Below are 19,015 nucleotides of genomic sequence, written 5' to 3'. Positions count from 1 at the left end.
AAGAGTTTGAAGATGCCTTTGATGACGCGTTTCATCCTTCTGCTGGGAGTGCTGCTGATCAGCGCCTGCGCCCAGCAAGCCCCGGCCTTCGCGCCACCGTCGCAACGTCCGGTGGCGGCCAATGAAAAACCCTGGCCGAAAAACCATGTGCTGGGCATTGCCTATCACGATATCGAAGACCGCGACCCCGATCAGGCGGTGGTGGCGGTGCGCACCGAGCGCATGATCGAGCAGCTCGCGTGGCTGCGGGAGAACGGCTACCAACCGGTCACCGTCGATCAGATCATGGCGGCGCGCAAGGGCGGCCCGGAACTGCCGGCCAAAGCGATCCTGCTCAGCTTCGACGATGGTTATTCAAGCTTCTACACCCGCGTGCTGCCGGTGCTGCGCGCCTACAACTGGCACGCTCTGCTGGCGCCGGTCGGCGTGTGGATCGACACGCCGCTCAATCAACCGGTGGATTTTGCCGGCGCCCCCCGCGCACGTTCGGACTTTCTGACCTGGGATCAGGTGCGGGAAATCTCGCAGTCAGGGCTGGTGGAAATCGCCGCGCACACCGACGCCAGCCACAAAGGCATCCTCGCCAACCCGCAAGGCAACATGCAGCCGGCGGCGGCCACCCGACGCTACGATCCGCTCACCAAGCGCTATGAGTCCGAAGAGCAGTTCCGCGCTCGAATCAGCAATGACGTGGCGACCATCTCGGAAAAAATCCGCAAAGTCACCGGCAAGAAACCGCGCATCTGGGTATGGCCGTACGGCACGGCGGACGGCACTTCGCTAACAGTGGTCGGCGAGCAGGGCTACGAAATGGCCCTGACCCTGGACGACGGTCTCGACGCCCTCGACAACCTGATGAGCAGTCCGCGCTTCCTGGTGGCCTCGGATCCTGACGGCGAGCATTTCGCCAACAGCATCGTCGGCGTGCAATCGGATTTCGCCATGCGTGTGGTGCACGTTGATCTGGACAACGTTTACGACCCAGACCCGGGGCAACAGGAAATCAACCTCGGCAAGCTGATCCAGCGCATGGCCGACATGGGTGCCAACACCGTGTTCCTGCAGGCTTTCGCCGATCCGAAGGGCGACGGACTGGTGCACTCGCTGTACTTCCCCAACCGTCACCTGCCGGTGCGCGCCGACATCTTCGATCGCGTTGCCTGGCAACTGCGCACTCGGGCGCACGTGAAAGTCTTCGCGTGGATGCCGGTGCTGAGTTTCGGCCTCGATGCGAAGCTGCCGCGTGTTACGCGCTGGGATCCGAAGACCGGCAGCACCTCGGTCGATCCGGGCCAGTATCAGCGCCTGTCGCCGTTCGATCCGCAAGTACGGCGGATCATCGGTGAAATCTACGAAGACGTGGCGCGCCTGACGTCGGTGGATGGCATTCTGTACCACGACGACGCGGTGCTCTCGGACTTCGAAGACGCCAGCCCCGAGGCCCTGAAGGCGTATGCCGCGCACGGCTTGCCGGGGTCCATTGCGGCGCTTCGCGATGATCCGGCTGCGATGCAGCGCTGGACGCGGTTCAAGAGCAAATACCTGATCGACTTCACCAATGAGCTGACCGCTAAGGTCCGCGCGATCCGTGGCCCGCAGGTGCTGACCGCACGCAACATCTTCGCCGAGCCGGTACTCAATCCTGAGAGCGAAGCCTGGTTTGCGCAGAACCTCGACGACTTCCTCGTGACCTACGACTGGACGGCGCCGATGGCCATGCCGCTGATGGAAAAACAGACCCAGGCGCAATCCGGCCCGTGGCTTGAAGAGCTGGTGGCGAAGATCAAACAGCGCCCCGGTGCACTGGATCGCACGGTGTTCGAGCTGCAGGCCCGCGACTGGACGAAAAAGGATCAGGCCGACATCGACGGTGCGCAACTGGCGGACTGGATGGGCCGGCTCAAGCGTCAGGGGGCGACCAGTTTCGGTTACTACCCGGACAACTTCCTCGACAACCTGCCGGACCTGAAAACCGTAAGGCCTGCGCTCTCCAACAAATGGAACCCATGACATGCTGGATAGACTGTTAGCCCTGCTTGTTCTGGCGCTCGTCCTCGGCGTGCCGCTGGGGTTGATCTTCCTGGTCACCGGGCAGTTCCTGATGGACTTCGTGTTCTTCTACCCGTTGTTCATGTCCGGCCTGTGGATCGCCGGTGGCCTGTATTTCTGGCTGCACTGGGAGCGTCACTGGCCATGGCAGGACGACACGCTGCCGCCGCCACTGGAAGGCGAGCCACTGATCTCGATCCTGATCCCTTGCTACAACGAAGGCGAAAACGCCGCCGATACCATTCACGCGGCGCTGGCCCAGCATTACCCGAACATCGAAGTCATCGCGATCAACGACGGTTCCAAGGACAACACCGCCGAAGTGCTCGACCGGCTCGCCCAGGAAGACCCACGCCTGCGGGTGCTGCATCTGGCGGAAAACCAGGGCAAGGCCGTGGCCCTGCGCATGGGCGCCATTGCCGCGCGCAGCGAATATCTGGTGTGCATCGACGGTGACGCGCTGCTGGCACCGAACACGGCGGCCTATCTGGTGGCGCCGATGCTCGACAACGCGCGCCTCGGCGCAGTGACCGGCAACCCGCGTATCCGTACACGTTCGACATTGGTCGGGCGGGTGCAGGTCGGCGAGTTCTCGTCGATCATCGGTCTGATCAAGCGCACGCAACGGGTGTTCGGGCGGATCTTCACCGTGTCCGGGGTGATCGTCGCGTTCCGCCGTACCGCGTTGAACCGGGTCGGCTACTGGAGCCCGGACATGATCACCGAAGACATCGACATCAGCTGGAAGCTGCAACTCGATCACTGGAGCATCTTTTACGAGCCGCGCGCGCTGTGCTGGATCCTGATGCCGGAAACCCTGCGTGGTCTGTGGAAGCAGCGCCTGCGCTGGGCCCAGGGCGGTGCCGAGGTGCTGTTCAAGAACATTCGCGGCATCTGGCAGTACCGCCATCGTTACCTGTGGCCGCTGCTGTTCGAGTATTGCCTTTCGACTGGTTGGGCCTTCACCTTTCTGCTGTCGGTAATTTTCTGGGCCGTTGGCAAGTTCGTCGTCATGCCGGAGTCGATTGCCGTGCATCACCTGATGCCCCCGGCGTTCACTGGATTGCTGCTGGCCTTCGTCTGTCTGGTGCAGTTCGCCGTCAGCATCATTATCGACCGGCGCTATGAGCCGGGTCTGGGCCGAACCATGTTCTGGGTGGTCTGGTATCCGATCGCTTTCTGGCTGGTCAGTCTGCTCACCACCTTGGTCAGCTTCCCCAAGGTCTTGTTTGGCCAACATCAGAAGCGTGCGCGCTGGGTCAGTCCTGATCGGGGCATCAAACCGGTCGGCGACGACGAAGAGGAGGTCATCAAATGAAAATCATCCGGACCCGCCAGCGACCGTTCCTGGTCGTGATCGACGTGATTCTCACCGTGCTGGCCTGGGTCGGCCTGCTGTTCCTGCTGATACGCGGGCTGTGGCCGCTGATCGAAACCCACGCCGGTGGGCCACGCATCGACAACTCGGCATTCGAGGCCCTGGGTACGTTGCAGATCTACCTGTGGGTGGCGCTGGTCAACGCGGTGATCCTGATTGGTTGGGCGCGTTATCAACAGCGCAAAAGCCGAAGCTTCGCCCAGCGTCGATTACCGGCGCCGGTGGTCGATGATGAAGGGCTGAGCAAGAGCTTCCGCCTGTGCGATGAGCGCTTGCAGAAACTGCGCACGCCGGGGGTGATGACCATCCACAACGATCAGGAAGGTGACATCAGCCATGTGGTGCTGAACTTTCGGCCGCTGGAACCGGCGGAATTGCCGCCACCGCTGGCGCCGCTGGAGCATCCGCGGGTGATCTTTCTGCACGCCGAGGATGACGATAATCGCGACCCGGTAAATCGCCCCACCTGAAAGATGCCCCCCTGTAGGAGCTGCCGNAAAAGATCGCAGCCTTCGGCAGCTCCAACATTGTTCAGCATTCAGCATTCAGCATTCAGCATTCAGCATTCAGTAGCGAATCAGCTCCCAAGCTTCCTCCATCGCCAGTGGTTGTTTCATCCGCTCCGCGAGCATCGCCATGGCCCGCTCCTCCTCGCAGGCAACCGCGGCGACCACCACGCCGTTGTGGCCGAACAGGCCGATGAACGGCGGATGCTCGGGTTCGCCCTTGAACTCGATTTCATCCCACTGACTGGCGTGGCCCAGGTAGTCGTAGTTCCTGCCGAAGTGCCAGGTCCAGAAAAACGGCACATCCAGATAATGCTCATCGGCGCCCAACATGTTGGCGGCAGCGATGCGTGCGTGCTGCTGGGCCAGGCGCCAGTGCTCGATGCGTTGCGGCTGGCCGCTCAGGGGGAACGTGGCGATATCGCCAATTGCCCACAGCCCGTCGCAAACACGCAGGCCGGCGTCGACTCGCAGTGACTGGTCTTTCTCCCTCGGCAGCGACGCAAAAGCCTCGGTGGCCGGATGCACGCCGACCCCCGCCAGCACCAGATCCGCCGAGACGCGCAAACCGTTGTCCAGCAGCACCGCTTCGACTTTGCCGTCGCCAATGATTTCCCGGACTTCGTGATCGGTGATGAATTTCACCCCGTGTTGTTCATGCAGCGCACGGATCGCTTTACCCACGGTTGTGCCGAATTGCGCGGCAAACGGAATGGCGTGGCGGGCGCTGACCGTTACGTCGAGCCCGAGCTGGCGCAGGGCCGAGGCGCATTCCAGGGCGATAAAGCTGTCGCCGATGATCAGCGCCCGCTGTTCGGGTTTGGCCGTGCGCATGATCTGTTCAGCCTGGGCTTTCGAACGCAGGACGAACACCTGCGGCAGATCAGCGCCGGGCAGTTGCAGCGGATTGGGCTCGCCGCCGGTGGCGAGTACCGCGGCGTCGTAACCATGGGTCTGGCCATCCTTCAAATGCAGGGTTTTCGTTGTTGCGTCGAGGGCCGAAATTTCGCCTTGCCGGCGTTCGATGCGCTGCTCCTTATAAAAGCTTTCATCGCGCAGCGGCGGGGTTTCCTGCGCCGACATTTCGCCGGCGAGGACAAATTTGCTCAGCACCGTGCGGTCGTAACCGGCTTCCGCTTCGCGGTCGAGCATGATGATCCGGCCACCGAAACCTTTCTCCCGCAGTGCCGCCGCACATGCCGTGCCCGCTGCACCTGCGCCGACAATCACGAAGGTGCGCGAATCATCGGCCGGCGGCGTGTGCCCATCCGGTAGCGGTTGATCATCGACCCAGACCTCATCGCCACGTAACTCCAGCGGATAACGCTTGAGGCTGTCGAGGGCCGGCGGCTCGCACAGCGCACCGTCTTCGACACGAAACGCGGCTTTGTGCCACGGGCAGATCAGGCGTCCGTTGCACAACGCGCCGTCAGCCAATGGCGCGCCGGCGTGTGGGCATTCGCCCTGAAACGCGCGCAGTTGGCCGTTAGCGCGCAACAGGACAATCTTGCGCTCGCCGATTTCGACTTGCAGGCCACGGTCTTCGGGGACATCGGCGACACGGGCGACACGGTGCAGGCTCATTGTCGTGCTCCTGACAGGCATTTCTCTTACGAGTTTGCGCCGCAGTGCGAGGTTCAGCCAATTGCCACTGCCACGGCACGAACGGTACGGCTATAGTTTGCAGGCCGACGAAGGCCCAACTGCACAAGGTACTCCCGGAATGACCCGATTGACCTCTCTCAACCCTTGGCTGGCGGCCGTTGCCGTCGCCCTTTGCGTGCAGTTTCCGGCGCAGGCGGCCGAGCGCTTTACCCTCGATATCCCCGGTGTCTCGGACAATCGCCTGTTCACCTCGGCCGCCGCGAGCGATGCGGCCGGTTGCGGTGGCAAGAACCAGTCCCCGGCACTGGCCTGGAACGCCGGGCCTGCCGGCACCCAGAGCTACGCGATCGTCATGCACGACCCGGACGGCCAGAAAGGGGCTGGCGTCGATCACTGGATTCATTACGGCATCAAAGCCACCACCCGGCAGATCCCGGCCGGTGTCGGCGCCAAATCCAGTCTCGAAGGCGTAGGCGGCACCAACAGCAAAGGCACCACCCATTACATCGGGCCATGCCCACCGGTTGGCGACAGCGCACACCACTACATCATTCAGATCTACGCCCTGGATCTGGCTCCGGATGCCTTGCCCGCCGGCCTGACCCGCGCCGAGCTGATGGACAAGATCAAAGGCCACGTACTGCGTAACAGCAGCGTGGTGCGGCGTTATCACCGCTAAAAAATTTTTTTGGCGGGGTTTAACCCGATCTGAAGGGGCTGCCCGTCTCAGTGGATGAATGGATCACTTTCATCCCGAGGTCAGCCCCCATGTCCCGCTCCCTGCCTTTTCTGCGACCCGTTGCTGTCGGTATATTGTTGACCGTCGCCGGTTGCGGCGTGTCTTCCAATCCCGAATCGGCTGTTGTCCCGGCGCCGGCCCAGCCACAGGCGTCGATTCAGCATGAAGCGCTCAGCGTCGATGGCGCCATGGCCAAGCGCAGTGCGCGACCGGCGCCAATGGCGAGTTTCGCGGCGATGCCGGCCCCGGAAAGTTATCCACAAGGCTATCGCGACGAGCAGCGCGAGCAATATCAGGCGCTGGCCGATAATCCGATCCATAGCGTGGCCGAATCTCCGGTCTCGACCTTCAGCGCCGACGTCGATACCGGTGCCTACGCTAACGTCCGGCGTCTGCTCAATCAGGGACGCCTGCCTCCGGAAGGTGCGGTGCGGCTGGAAGAGATGGTCAATTACTTTCCCTACAACTATGCGCTGCCCAGCGATGGCTCGCCCTTCGGCGTGACTACCGAACTGGCCGCCACCCCGTGGAATCCGCACACGCGCCTGCTGCGCATCGGCATCAAGGCCTCCGACCGGGCCGTGGCGGAACTGGCCCCGGCCAATCTGGTGTTTCTGGTGGACGTGTCCGGTTCGATGGATCGCCGCGAAGGCCTGCCGCTGGTCAAAAGCACGCTGAAACTGTTGGTTGATCAGTTGCGCGAGCAGGATCGGGTGTCGCTGGTGGTGTATGCCGGCGAATCCCGGGTGGTGCTGGAGCCAACGTCTGGCCGGGAAAAAGCCAAAATTCGCACAGCCATCGAGCAATTGACCGCTGGCGGCTCAACTGCAGGTGCGTCGGGCATCGAACTGGCCTATCAAATGGCGCAGCAGGCATTTCTCCCCAAAGGCATCAACCGCATCCTGCTGGCCACTGATGGTGACTTCAACGTCGGCATCAGCGACTTCGACAGCCTCAAGCAAATGGCTGTGGATAAACGCAAAACCGGGATTTCCCTGACCACCCTGGGTTTCGGTGTGGATAACTACAATGAACACTTGATGGAACAGTTGGCCGACGCTGGCGACGGCAACTACGCCTATATCGATAACCTGCGCGAGGCGCGCAAGGTGTTGGTGGATCAGCTCGGTTCGACCCTTGCCGTGGTGGCGAAAAACGTCAAATTGCAGGTGGAGTTCAACCCGGCGCAGGTCAGTGAATATCGCCTGCTCGGCTACGAAAACCGTGCGCTAAAGCGTGAGGATTTCAGCAACGACAAGGTCGATGCCGGTGAAGTTGGCGCAGGACACACGGTGACCGCGCTGTATGAAATTGTTCCGGCAGGTGAGCAGGGCTGGCTGGAACCGCTGCGCTACGGTAAATCGCAAGCGGCGGTTTCGGCGAAAAACGGGGAATTGGCGATGCTGCGTGTCCGTTATCAACAGCCAGAAGGTGGGACAAGTCTGCTGATCGAGCGGCCGATTGCCAATCAGCTCGCACCGGCCAGTGAGGATCTGCGTTTCGCGGCGGCAGTGGCAGCGTTCTCCCAGCAGCTCAAGGACGCTCGCTACACCGGCGACTTCAGCCTGAAAGACACCGAGGCACTGGCCCGTGGCGCTCGCGGCGATGACCGTTTCGGTCTGCGCAACGAGTTCGTACAACTGGTGGAACTGGCGCAAAGCCTGCGCAGCTCAACCGCATCGAATGCGATGCCCACTGAGCGACGGATTGAATAGTGAGTCGTCTGAAAGGCTTCATCAGTCAGCTGTTTGCTTCACCAGACAGCCCGGCCGCCAGCAGCGATGAAACGCTGCTGGCGCGTTATCGCGAAGGCGACGGCGCGGCGTTCGAGATTTTGTACGGCCGTCATCGGCAAAGTCTGTATCGCTTTCTGCTCGGGTTGAGCGGCAAACCGGAACTGGCTGACGAGGTGTTTCAAGACACTTGGCTGAGCCTGATCCGCAGCACCAGTCAGCCACAAGGACGGGCGACGTTTCGTACGTGGCTGTTCCAGATTGCGCGCAATCGGCTGATTGATCACTGGCGTAAACACGGCGCATATCAGCCGCTGCACGACAGTTACGACGAACAGCTGCACGCGGTCGGTGACGAGACCCACGATCCCGAGCAACTGCTGAAGCTCAGCCGCGACAGCCAGCGCCTGGAAAGCGCCCTGCAAACCCTGCCCGCCGAGCAGCGCGAAGTGTTTCTGCTGCGCGCCCACGGTGACCTCGACCTGGCGCAAATCGCCAGCCTCACCGAAACATCGCTGGAAACCGTCAAGAGCCGCTTGCGCTACGCCCAGCAAAAACTGCGTCGGCTGCTGGCCGAGGAGGTACTGACATGACTGACGCCCGCCAGACACCCGAAGAGCAACTGCTCAAACATTATCGCGAGCAACACACCGGCGAGCCGTCAGAACAGCTCGATGCGCTGATTCTCGCCGCTGCGCGCCGCGCAGCTCCGGCGCCCAAGCCCAGCCTGTGGCAACGCTGGCTGCAGGCCTGCCAGAAACCGCGCTGGCAGGTCGCATTCGCCAGCCTGGTCGGTGTGGCACTGATGCTGTCGCTGGTGCAACGTGCGCCCGAGCCGCCAGCGCAATTCGACTTCACCCCGGCCGCCAAACCGGCTGCGCCAATGGCACGCAAGCAAGCAGCGGAAGCGCAGTCACTGGCCGCCCCGCCCGCTGCGGCCATGCCCGCACCGGCACCGATGATGGAAATGGCCGAGCCGATGCAAAGCGACGCGATCAGCGCCGACGAAGCCAGACTCAGCAAACGCGCCGCCGCCCCGGCCAACGGCCTGGATGAGCAACTGCGCGAAGTCCTGCGCCTGCGCGAGGCCGGCCAGTCGCAAGCCGCGGATGCGCTGTACAACAATCTGCACAAACGCTACCCCGAGGTGAACCTCGACCTGCGACTTGAGCGCATACGCCAGAACTGACCGCTTGTTCACCCAGCCATTTGGCATTGCCCGGCAAAAACGCGCACTATCGAGCCATGGCTGAAGCGCTGGAGAACAAAGTGGCAGCAAAAATCGACCGCATCGCCCAACTCCTCAACTGCCCGCAGAAGGGCGAGGAGATGCGGCGCGCGATTACCGAGGCGCGCAAGGAGTTCCTGCTGAACCAGTCGGAAGATGACGTCGTGGAAGAAGACGAGGTTTTTGAGGAGGCTGGGGAAGAGGAGGAAGATGACGATTACGATGAGTTTGACTGGACGACGGAGTGACCGTCGTTGCATCAAACACCGCGCCCACAAAAAAGCCCCGGACCATCACAGTCCGGGGCTTTTCGTTTCAATTCATGGCGCACCAGGCGGGATTCGAACCCACGACCCCTGCCTTCGGAGGGCAGTACTCTATCCAGCTGAGCTACTGGTGCAGCGGGCGACATCATACCTAGGTCGGCTCGGGGCGTCCATGCCGGGTTTTGGCGGGTTTTGTCAGTGCGCGTGTCGGTGGAAACGCTGCATTCCTTAAAGCTGTAACGTCCTGCAAAACCCTCGCTTGGCGCTTTTTCCCGGCTGATCTATGGTTTGGCTGCGGCCGGGGCTTTTTGCGCGTTGATCTGAAAAATCCAGCAAACGCAGGGTTTTTGTTCTTTTTTTCGAACGACCTATTGTCCTTTAACCCCTTTGCTCCTACGATCCGTTTGAGATTTCAAACGCTCTTTGACGGGGTGTGGAAGCGCAGGTGCGGTGAATAACGCACGATCACTGCGCCTCACCCGGTCGATGATTTCCCTGACGGCAGCCTTGCGAGGCGCCTTTCTACAATCATAATTTTGCTCCGCGCAGGCCGCGGTGCTGTTAAGGAAAGCCGACATGCAGCTTAAAGATACCCAGTTGTTCCGCCAGCAAGCCTTCATTGATGGCGCTTGGGTCGATGCGGACAACGGTCAGACGATCAAGGTCAACAACCCGGCCACCGGCGAAATTCTCGGCACCGTGCCGAAGATGGGCGCCGCCGAAACCCGCCGTGCCATCGAAGCCGCTGACAAAGCGCTGCCGGCCTGGCGTGCACTGACCGCCAAAGAGCGTGCCGGAAAGCTGCGTCGCTGGTTCGAACTGATGATCGAGAACCAGGACGACCTCGCGCGCCTGATGACTCTTGAGCAGGGCAAGCCGCTGGCCGAAGCCAAGGGCGAAATCGTTTACGCCGCGTCGTTCATCGAGTGGTTCGCCGAAGAAGCCAAGCGCATTTACGGTGATGTGATTCCGGGCCACCAGCCGGACAAGCGCCTGATCGTGATCAAGCAACCAATTGGCGTGACCGCCGCGATCACCCCGTGGAACTTCCCGGCGGCGATGATCACCCGTAAGGCCGGCCCTGCGCTGGCTGCTGGTTGCACCATGGTGCTCAAGCCGGCTTCGCAAACCCCATTCTCCGCCTTCGCCCTGGCTGAACTGGCGCAGCGCGCCGGCATCCCTAAAGGCGTGTTCAGCGTGGTCTCCGGCAGCGCTGGCGACATCGGCAGCGAGCTGACCAGCAACCCGATCGTGCGCAAGCTGTCCTTCACCGGCTCGACCGAAATCGGCCGTCAGCTGATGTCCGAATGCGCCAAGGACATCAAGAAAGTCTCGCTGGAACTGGGCGGCAACGCGCCGTTCATCGTGTTCGACGACGCGGACCTGGATAAGGCCGTCGAAGGCGCGATCATTTCCAAATACCGCAACAATGGCCAGACCTGCGTCTGCGCCAACCGTCTGTACATTCAGGATTCGGTCTACGACGCGTTCGCCGAGAAGCTGAAAGTGGCGGTGGCCAAGCTGAAGATCGGCAACGGTCTGGAAGAAGGCACCACCACTGGCCCGCTGATCGACGAAAAAGCCGTGGCCAAGGTGCAAGAGCACATCGCTGACGCCGTGGCCAAAGGCGCCACCGTGCTGGCCGGTGGCAAGCCGATGGAAGGCAACTTCTTCGAGCCGACCATCCTGACCAACGTGCCGAAAGACGCGGCTGTGGCCAAGGAAGAAACCTTCGGCCCGCTGGCGCCGCTGTTCCGCTTCAAAGACGAAGCCGAAGTGATCGCGATGTCCAACGACACCGAGTTCGGTCTGGCGTCGTACTTCTACGCTCGTGACCTCGGTCGTGTGTTCCGTGTGGCTGAAGCGCTGGAATATGGCATGGTCGGCGTCAACACCGGGTTGATCTCCAACGAAGTCGCGCCGTTCGGCGGCATCAAGGCGTCGGGCCTGGGCCGTGAAGGCTCCAAGTACGGCATCGAGGATTACCTGGAAATCAAATACCTCTGCCTGGGCATCTAAGCCGGGAAAGGGATCGCTGCAAACGCAAAGGGCACGAGAGCGCTGTCCCTTTGCGTCGTTTCAAACCGGAATTTTCTCTGCGGCCAGGAACGCCGTGGCAGTCGATCATCGCATGCTGCCACCGCCGATTCCTCCCGCTTTATCCTTGAACCACGCCGCCCGATGAGCGGTGAATGAGGACTGTAATGAGCAAGACTAACGCTGAACTGATGGCCCGTCGTACCGCAGCTGTTCCACGTGGTGTTGGCCAGATTCACCCGATCTTCGCCGAATCGGCGAAGAACGCTACCGTGACTGACGTTGAAGGTCGTGAGTTCATCGACTTCGCCGGCGGTATCGCGGTACTGAACACCGGCCACGTGCACCCGAAAATCATCGCCGCGGTGACCGAACAGCTGAACAAGCTGACCCACACCTGTTTCCAGGTGCTGGCCTACGAACCGTACGTAGAGCTGTGTGAAAAGATCAACGCCAAGGTGCCTGGTGATTTCGCCAAGAAAACCCTGCTGGTGACCACCGGTTCCGAAGCCGTGGAAAACGCCGTGAAGATCGCCCGTGCCGCCACTGGCCGTGCCGGCGTGATCGCCTTCACCGGTGCCTACCACGGTCGCACCATGATGACCCTGGGCCTGACCGGTAAGGTCGTGCCTTACTCGGCCGGCATGGGCCTGATGCCAGGCGGCATCTTCCGCGCGCTGTACCCGAACGAGCTGCACGGTGTGAGCATCGACGATTCGATCGCGTCCATCGAACGCATCTTCAAGAACGACGCCGAGCCGAAAGACATCGCCGCGATCATCATCGAGCCGGTGCAGGGTGAAGGTGGTTTCTACGTCGCGCCGAAAGAGTTCATGAAGCGTCTGCGCGCCCTGTGCGACCAGCACGGCATCCTGCTGATCGCTGACGAAGTGCAGACCGGCGCTGGCCGTACCGGCACCTTCTTCGCCATGGAACAGATGGGCGTTGCTGCCGACCTGACCACTTTCGCCAAATCCATCGCTGGCGGCTTCCCGCTGGCCGGTGTCTGCGGCAAGGCCGAATACATGGACGCCATCGCTCCAGGCGGCCTGGGCGGCACCTACGCCGGTAGCCCGATCGCTTGCGCTGCGGCCCTGGCCGTGATGGAAGTGTTCGAAGAAGAGCACCTGCTGGACCGTTGCAAGGCTGTCGGCGAGCGTCTGGTCACCGGCCTGAAGGCCATCCAGGCCAAATACCCGGCAGTGATCGGCGAAGTGCGTGCGCTGGGCGCGATGATCGCGATCGAGCTGTTCGAAAACGGCGACAGCCACAAGCCGAACGCTGCCGCAGTGGCATCGGTGGTGGCCAAGGCACGTGACAAGGGGCTGATCCTGCTGTCTTGCGGCACCTACGGCAACGTGCTGCGCGTTCTCGTACCGCTGACCTCGCCGGACGAGCAACTGGACAAAGGCCTGGCGATCATCGAAGAGTGCTTCTCGGAGCTGTAATGCCGGGCACTGTGTGATCGGATCGAGAAAAAACCCGCTTCGGCGGGTTTTTTTATGCCTCAGAAACCCTTTTGCGCTGTATCGAAGGGCCAGCATTGGCTAAGGTTCAGGCATTGCAAGGGAGAGCGCGCATGACCGCCGTTGATTTACCCGCCGTACCCCGAGTGCTGATTGCCGAGGCCGATCCGTGGTCTCGTGACCTGCTTAAACAAGTGTTGCTCAACGTGCGCTGTGATGCGCGGCTGGACTTGTGTGCCGATGGCCAGCAAGCCATGTCGTTACTCAGCGAAGTGCCTTATGACCTGGCCATCGTCGATTGGGAGTTGCCCGGTATCGATGGCTTGAGCGTGCTGCGCAGCGTGCGCCAGCGCAAACGCAATCCGCCGCTGCCGTTCATTCTGATGAGCAGTCGCAACGACAGCGCCAGTGTGCGCGAAGCCATCCCGTTGGCCCCGACGGCCTACCTGACCAAACCGCTGAACATGGAAAGCCTGACCGAGCGGCTGCAGGGTTTGCTGTTGAATGCGGGTGAAGAGGTGTTCTGCGAGGTGCCGACGCTGGCGCCGGGCATGACCTTGTCGGTGTTCCTCGAGCGGCGCCGCGAGCAGGCCGATGGCGCGCCGTTGATGACCGATGTGCAGGTGGCGGTCAAACGCAGCCTCAACCCCAATGGCCTCGACCTGAAACTGCTGGAAGAAGAGATCCGTACCGATCCGCAGATTACCGCCGTGCTGATCGCCGCCGCCAACAGCGCGGCGCAGCATCATGGCGCGGCGGTACAGACCCTGGGGCAGGCGCTGCATCGCCTCGGGACCGGGCAGAGCATGAACCTGATTCTCGGCCTGGCGCTCAAGCGCAGCGCCAAACTCAGTGACCCGTGCCTGGCGGATTACGCCGAGCGCTATTGGGGCTTGTCGCTGCACACCGCCGAATACGCCCGCACCCTGGCGCGCCTGCTCGACCTGGATCAGGAGCGCTGCTATTGCGCCGGCATGCTGCATCGCCTTGGCGATCTGGCGCTGTTGCGCTGTTTACAGGAGTGGAAGCAGGCTGGTGGTGAGCTGGATGAGTGGGAGGAAGTCGGTGACGCGCTGGCAGAATTCGGCGCGGCCTACGGTTCGGCGTTGCGCACGCGCTGGCGCCTGCCGCTGGAGCTGCGCGAGTTGATTGCGTCGGTCTACCAGCTCGGAGGCGGGGTGTATTCCCGTGAGGCGCTGGTGATGAACATGGCGGCGCAAATGGCCCGCCTGACCGAACATGAGGGCGTTGAGGAACTGGCAAAGAGTCGCACGGCGCGGCTGCTGAAGATCGGGCTGCCGGAATTGATGCGGATGCGTAAATAACCGGATTCACGAGCATCCCCCCTGTAGGAGCTGCGGCACGCTGCGATCTTTTGATCTTGTCTTTTAAAACAAAATCAAAAGATCGCAGCGTGCCGCAGCTCCTACAAGGGAAGGTGAATCGGAGGATGGATTTCAGCTTGAGATAATCCGGTTCTTGCCCTGACGCTTGGCCTCATACATCGCCGCATCCGCCCGGGCGAACAGGCTGTCGAGGCTTTCGTCTTCATCCCTGAGGCTGGTCAGTCCCTGGCTGACGGTGATGCCGAAGGTCTGGCCTTCGACATTGAAGACCATCCGCTGAATCTCCTGCTGCAGCCGCTCGGCCACTTGCATCGCCATGTCCGGTGCACAACCGGGGAACACCGCAGCGAACTCCTCGCCGCCAATCCGCCCGAACAGATCACCCCGACGTAACGAGGTACGCCCGCATTCGGCGATGCGTTGCAGCACGTTGTCGCCTTCCGGGTGGCCGTAGCTGTCGTTGATCTGCTTGAAGTCATCAATGTCCAGCAGCAGGAAGGCCAGTGGCGAACCGTGCAGGCGCGCGTCGTCGAACTCGCGGTTGGCGCATTCGAAGAAGTGGCGACGGTTGCTGCTTTGGGTCAGTACGTCGGTGGTGGCCAGCCGATGCAGTTCGGTTTCCATGCGTTTTTTGTCGGTGATGTCTTCGGCGATGCCGACGATGATCACCGGTTGCCCGGGCTCGTCCTGACGGTTGATGAAGCACTTGTCGCTGAGCCAGCGAACCTGGCCGTCGGCGGCGATGATCCGGTATTCGCGGTCTTCCACCGCGCCTTTGTGCAGCACTTCGGCCAGGCTGCGCTCGGCATAGTCGAGGTCGTCGGGGTAGATGCTGTCGCGCCATTGGTTGTAGTCAGCCAGCAACAGTCCTGCGGAACGACCGAAAATCCGCTCGTAGGCAGGGCTGACATAGAGCACCTGACGGGTTTCCCAATTGAACGCCCAGAGCACCGCGTTGACGCTCACCAGCAATGAACTGAACAGTTGTTCGCGCTCGCTCAGCCGGGCGACTTCGCCTTGGGCGTGCATCAGCGCCATCAGGGTTTGCGCGGCCTCGGGCCACTGCGCAAGGGATGAGTCTTGTTGATTGTTGTTGACCATCGGCACATTTCTCAAAGGGCGTGCCGCGATTTCGACAACGGCCACAGTACAGCCCGCCGGGATGGCGAAGTGTCTTTGAGATAGGGCTTTCGGTGCTAAGTTCCGCGCTTTTGTGGCGAGGAGGCTTGCTCCCGCCGGGCGGTAGAGATGACGCGTTTCAGCAATGAGAACGCGTCGTCAGATTTGCGCTGGCTCCGCTACCGATCGGGGATGAATCCCCTCACCACAGGGGATTCATTCACGGCGGTCAGGCTGTGGCGGGGCGCAGCGAGTAGGTTTTCAGCTGGTCGGCGAATTCACGCAGGGACTGGATGCCGCTGGCTTCGGCCTCGTGCACCCATTCCTTGATGGCGGCGAGCATGTCGTGGCCATTGGCGCTGGTCTTGACCCAGATCTGCTGCAGGGCCAGGCGTTTTTCGTAAATGACCTTCAGCGCCTGGCTGTGCTCGAGCATGTTCTGGATGCGCAAGTGATGACGGTCTTCCAGCAGGCTGGTTTCCCGCGACAGCAGGCGTTTGGCGCGATGGAATTGATGGCGTACCGAATGATCGACCTTGTCCAGCTCCTGCTTGACCAGTGGGCCGATCACCAATTTGCGGTATTGGGCCATGATCTGGAAGCGGTTGTTGAGGATCGCCATGGCGGTGTCCATGTCCAGATGGCCCTTGCCTTCGACGCGGTGGGCAATCGGCGCCACACGCTGGACCTTGGCCAGTCTGAAGAAGCTGAAGACTTTGATCCACGCCCAGCCGAGGTCGAATTCCCACTTCTTCACCGACAGCTTGGCCGAGTTGGGGTAGGTGTGATGGTTGTTGTGCAGCTCTTCACCACCGATCAGGATGCCCCACGGCACCAGATTGGTCGCCGCGTCGCGGCATTCGAAGTTGCGGTAGCCGATGGCATGGCCCAGGCCGTTGACCACGCCGGCGGCCCAGACCGGGATCCACATCATCTGGATCGCCCAGATGGTAATGCCGATGGTGCCGAACAGCAGCAGATCGAGGACGCCCATGATCGCCACACCCAGCAGCGGATAGCGGCTGTAGAGATTGCGCTCGATCCAGTCTTCCGGGCAGTTCTTGCCGTAGATGCGCAGGGTCTCCGGATTCTCGGCTTCGGCGCGATACAGCTCGGCGCCTTTGCGCAGCACGGTGGACAGACCCTTGATCACCGGGCTGTGCGGGTCATCTTCGGTTTCGCACTTGGCGTGGTGTTTGCGGTGGATGGCAGTCCACTCGCGGGTGTTCTGCGCCGTGGTCAGCCACAGCCAGAAGCGGAAAAAGTGTTTCAGGCCGGCATTCAGCTCAAGTGAGCGATGGGCCGAGTAACGGTGCAGATAGACCGTGACGGCGACAATTGTCACGTGGGTCATCAGCAGGGTGACCGCGACCAGAGACCAGGCCGACAAGCCAAGAAAACCTTCGTACCACATAGGCTATAGGGCCCTCGATAAAGATAAAAACAGCCGTTGCATTATCACCAAGCACACAGATAAAACCAGTCGCCCTTTCAGATAAGAGTCGCTGGATGTTTCTTGACCTATAATTCCAACCTTTTTTGTAGGGACATGGACAGCCGAATGCCTGCCACTTACCGCGATGCCCTGCGTGCAGCGCTGCTTTACCTGTTGCTTGCTGTTGTCTGGCTGCAGGGCACTGGTTACTTATTGAACAGTTTCTTTGATGAGTCTGTCGATCTGCAGCGATGGCAACTGATCAACGGTTACGTCTGGGCTGCCGTCAGCGCGGGCCTGATTTTCCTCGCGCGGGCCAGATTGTGCGAATTTCTCGGTATCGGTGCGCGGTTACGCGAGCGGCAGGCCGACCGTGAACGCCTGCGCCAGGCTGCTGCGGTATTCGACTGCACCCGCGAGGGCGTGCTGGTGACCAACCGCGAGGGCCTGATCGTGCACGTCAACCGTGCGTTCATGGAAATCACTGGCTATCAGTACGAGGAAGTTCTCGGCCATCAGCCGAGCCTGTTCAAGTCCGGTCACCATCCGCCGGGCTTCTATCAGGCGATGTTCGCCACGTTGGAGAGCGAGGGCGAATGGAGCGGGGAGATCTGGAACCGGCGCAAGAGCGGCGAGATTTACCCGCAGTGGCAGACCATTCGCGTGATTCACGATGATCAGGGCCACCTCAGCCACTACGTGGCGGTGTTTTCCGACATCAGTGCGATCAAGGATTCTGAACACGAACTCAAGCACCTCGCCCACCACGACCCGCTGACCGACCTGCCCAATCGCCTGTTGTTCAGCGACCGCGCCGAGCAGGCGCTGGCGTCGGCGCAGATCCACAAGCGCGGCTGCGCCTTGCTGATGATCGATCTGGACCACTTCAAGATGATCAACGACAGCCTCGGCCATAACGTCGGTGATCGCCTGCTCAAAGTCGTGGCGGCACGCCTGCAGGAACTGTTCGGCCCCGGGATTACCCTGGCGCGGCTAGGTGGTGACGAATTCGCGGTACTGGCGGAGAGTTGTCCGCAACTGGTTCAAGCCGCGGCGCTGGCCCAGCGCATTCTCGATGCGCTCAAGGAGCCGTTCGGCATCGACCGGCATGAGCTGTTCATCAACGCCAGCATCGGCATCAGCCTGTTCCCCAGCGACGCGTTGAGTGCCGATCAATTGTTGCGCAATGCCGACGCCGCACTGTTCAAGGCCAAGAGCAGCGGGCGCAACGGTTACGCGTTGTACACCGAAGAGCTGACCGCGCACGCGCAGCAACGGGTCGAGATCGCTTTCGAGCTGCGCCGTGCGCTGGAGCAACAGGAACTGCGGGTCTACTACCAGCCGGTTCACGATTTGCGCAGCAGTCGCCTGATTGGTGTCGAAGCGCTGGTGCGTTGGCAGCATCCGCAGCGCGGGCTGGTGTCGCCGGCGGAATTCATTCCGATTGCCGAGCGCACCGGGATGATTGCTGAAATCGACGCCTGGGTGATGCGCCAGGCGTGTTCGCAGATGTGCCAATGGCAGCAGGCCGGGGTCGTACTGTCGTTCGTCGCGGTGAACGTGTCGTCGCGCTTGTTTGCCCGGCGTGAGCTATATCAGCAGGTGGCGCAGGTGCTGCACGAGACCGGTCTGGATCCGGCCTTTCTGGAACTGGAAGTCACCGAGAGCGCGGTGATGGATGATCCGGAAGTGGCGCTGGAGCAGATGCATCATTTGCGTGAACTGGGGATTCGCCTGGCCATTGACGATTTCGGTACCGGCTACTCATCACTGTTGCGGCTCAAGCGCCTGCCGGTGCAGAAGCTCAAGATCGATCAGGGTTTTGTCGCCGGGTTGCCCTGGGACGAGGACGACGCCGCGATCGTCCGGGTGATCATCGCGCTGGCCCGGAGCATGGGCATGCAGGTGCACGCCGAGGGGATCGAGCAGGCCGAGCAGGCGGCGTTTCTGCTGGAGCAGGCCTGTGACCTGGGACAGGGCTACTGGTTTGGGCGGCCAGTGCCGGCGGGGGAGATTGATTGGGCCAAAGCCCCTGTTATCGGTTAACAGTCCTGCTCTGGCTGACACCAAACCTGTGGCGAGGGGATTTATCCCCGATGGGTCGCGCA

Annotated in this window: 15 protein-coding genes and 1 tRNA gene; 12 read left to right on the top strand and 4 right to left on the bottom strand. The window is 61.5% G+C overall.

Annotation, left to right across the window (positions count from 1 at the left end):
• Window positions 1-12: 12 nt before the first annotated feature.
• Genes pgaB through pgaD form a run of 3 tightly spaced genes read left to right on the top strand, consistent with a single transcriptional unit; the run spans window position 13 to window position 3,897 of the window.
• Window positions 13-2,010 (top strand): poly-beta-1,6-N-acetyl-D-glucosamine N-deacetylase PgaB, encoded by a 1,998-nt coding sequence (gene pgaB, locus ACTJKS_RS10055; protein ID WP_108181322.1) that lies wholly within the window; start codon window positions 13-15, stop codon window positions 2,008-2,010.
• Window position 2,011: 1 nt separating this feature from the next.
• The gene (gene pgaC / locus ACTJKS_RS10050; protein WP_083367373.1) at window positions 2,012-3,367 is read left to right on the top strand and encodes a poly-beta-1,6-N-acetyl-D-glucosamine synthase; all 1,356 of its coding nucleotides are present in this window, start codon (window positions 2,012-2,014) and stop codon (window positions 3,365-3,367) included.
• Window positions 3,364-3,897 (top strand): poly-beta-1,6-N-acetyl-D-glucosamine biosynthesis protein PgaD, encoded by a 534-nt coding sequence (pgaD, locus tag ACTJKS_RS10045; RefSeq protein ID WP_047290751.1) that lies wholly within the window; start codon window positions 3,364-3,366, stop codon window positions 3,895-3,897. The genes pgaC and pgaD overlap by 4 nt, the downstream gene beginning before the upstream one ends.
• A 96-nt stretch (window positions 3,898-3,993) precedes the next feature.
• Here the strand turns inward: pgaD and ACTJKS_RS10040 are convergent, their stop codons facing one another.
• Window positions 3,994-5,517 carry an FAD-dependent oxidoreductase gene (locus ACTJKS_RS10040; protein ID WP_108181323.1) on the bottom strand — a complete coding sequence of 508 codons (1,524 nt, stop codon included), beginning with the start codon at window positions 5,515-5,517 and terminating at the stop codon, window positions 3,994-3,996.
• 139 nt (window positions 5,518-5,656) lie between these two features.
• On the opposite strand from ACTJKS_RS10040, the gene ACTJKS_RS10035 reads away from it, so the two are divergent.
• From ACTJKS_RS10035 to ACTJKS_RS10015, 5 genes are all read left to right on the top strand, one after another.
• Window positions 5,657-6,217, top strand: a complete 561-nt coding sequence (locus tag ACTJKS_RS10035; RefSeq protein ID WP_041071019.1) for a YbhB/YbcL family Raf kinase inhibitor-like protein — start codon at window positions 5,657-5,659, stop codon at window positions 6,215-6,217.
• A gap of 89 nt (window positions 6,218-6,306) precedes the next feature.
• Complete coding sequence (locus tag ACTJKS_RS10030; RefSeq protein ID WP_108181324.1) at window positions 6,307-7,992, top strand: vWA domain-containing protein; 1,686 nt, start codon at window positions 6,307-6,309, stop codon at window positions 7,990-7,992.
• Between the two features lie 29 nt (window positions 7,993-8,021).
• Entirely contained in the window at window positions 8,022-8,603 is a 582-nt protein-coding gene (locus tag ACTJKS_RS10025; RefSeq protein ID WP_262947783.1) for an RNA polymerase sigma factor, read from the top strand.
• The gene (locus ACTJKS_RS10020; RefSeq protein ID WP_108181326.1) at window positions 8,600-9,199 is read left to right on the top strand and encodes a hypothetical protein; all 600 of its coding nucleotides are present in this window, start codon (window positions 8,600-8,602) and stop codon (window positions 9,197-9,199) included. The genes ACTJKS_RS10025 and ACTJKS_RS10020 overlap by 4 nt, the downstream gene beginning before the upstream one ends.
• Before the next feature lie 56 nt (window positions 9,200-9,255).
• Window positions 9,256-9,486 carry a hypothetical protein gene (locus ACTJKS_RS10015; RefSeq protein WP_174377072.1) on the top strand — a complete coding sequence of 77 codons (231 nt, stop codon included), beginning with the start codon at window positions 9,256-9,258 and terminating at the stop codon, window positions 9,484-9,486.
• 75 nt (window positions 9,487-9,561) lie between these two features.
• On the opposite strand, the gene ACTJKS_RS10010 is transcribed toward ACTJKS_RS10015, so the two are convergent.
• Window positions 9,562-9,638 (bottom strand) — tRNA-Arg (locus ACTJKS_RS10010).
• 442 nt (window positions 9,639-10,080) lie between these two features.
• Here ACTJKS_RS10010 and gabD point away from each other — a divergent pair.
• The 3 genes from gabD to ACTJKS_RS09995 all read left to right on the top strand — a co-directional run bounded on the left by gabD (window position 10,081) and on the right by ACTJKS_RS09995 (window position 14,332).
• Window positions 10,081-11,523: an NADP-dependent succinate-semialdehyde dehydrogenase gene (gabD, locus tag ACTJKS_RS10005; protein WP_007963502.1), complete on the top strand. Its 1,443-nt coding sequence runs from the start codon at window positions 10,081-10,083 to the stop codon at window positions 11,521-11,523.
• 185 nt (window positions 11,524-11,708) lie between these two features.
• Window positions 11,709-12,989, top strand: coding sequence for a 4-aminobutyrate--2-oxoglutarate transaminase (gabT, locus tag ACTJKS_RS10000; RefSeq protein ID WP_108181327.1), 1,281 nt, complete (start codon window positions 11,709-11,711; stop codon window positions 12,987-12,989).
• A 131-nt stretch (window positions 12,990-13,120) separates the two neighbouring features.
• The gene (locus ACTJKS_RS09995) at window positions 13,121-14,332 is read left to right on the top strand and encodes a response regulator (protein WP_086794828.1); all 1,212 of its coding nucleotides are present in this window, start codon (window positions 13,121-13,123) and stop codon (window positions 14,330-14,332) included.
• A 132-nt stretch (window positions 14,333-14,464) separates the two neighbouring features.
• Here ACTJKS_RS09995 and ACTJKS_RS09990 read toward each other — a convergent pair whose 3' ends face one another.
• Both ACTJKS_RS09990 and desA read right to left on the bottom strand, forming a co-directional pair.
• On the bottom strand, window positions 14,465-15,454 hold the full coding sequence (locus ACTJKS_RS09990; protein ID WP_108181328.1) for a GGDEF domain-containing protein: 990 nt from the start codon (window positions 15,452-15,454) through the stop codon (window positions 14,465-14,467).
• Window positions 15,455-15,701: 247 nt separating this feature from the next.
• Complete coding sequence (gene desA, locus ACTJKS_RS09985; protein ID WP_108181329.1) at window positions 15,702-16,886, bottom strand: delta-9 fatty acid desaturase DesA; 1,185 nt, start codon at window positions 16,884-16,886, stop codon at window positions 15,702-15,704.
• 147 nt (window positions 16,887-17,033) lie between these two features.
• Between desA and dibA the strand changes: the two genes are divergently transcribed.
• Window positions 17,034-18,953, top strand: coding sequence for a phosphodiesterase DibA (gene dibA / locus ACTJKS_RS09980; protein WP_108181330.1), 1,920 nt, complete (start codon window positions 17,034-17,036; stop codon window positions 18,951-18,953).
• Window positions 18,954-19,015: the final 62 nt, after the last annotated feature.

Source organism: Pseudomonas sp. 22189, assembly GCF_052045635.1.
Classification (GTDB): domain Bacteria; phylum Pseudomonadota; class Gammaproteobacteria; order Pseudomonadales; family Pseudomonadaceae; genus Aquipseudomonas; species Aquipseudomonas parakoreensis.
Note: the sequence above shows the minus strand (reverse complement) of the source record. Positions and strands in the feature narration are given on the sequence as shown.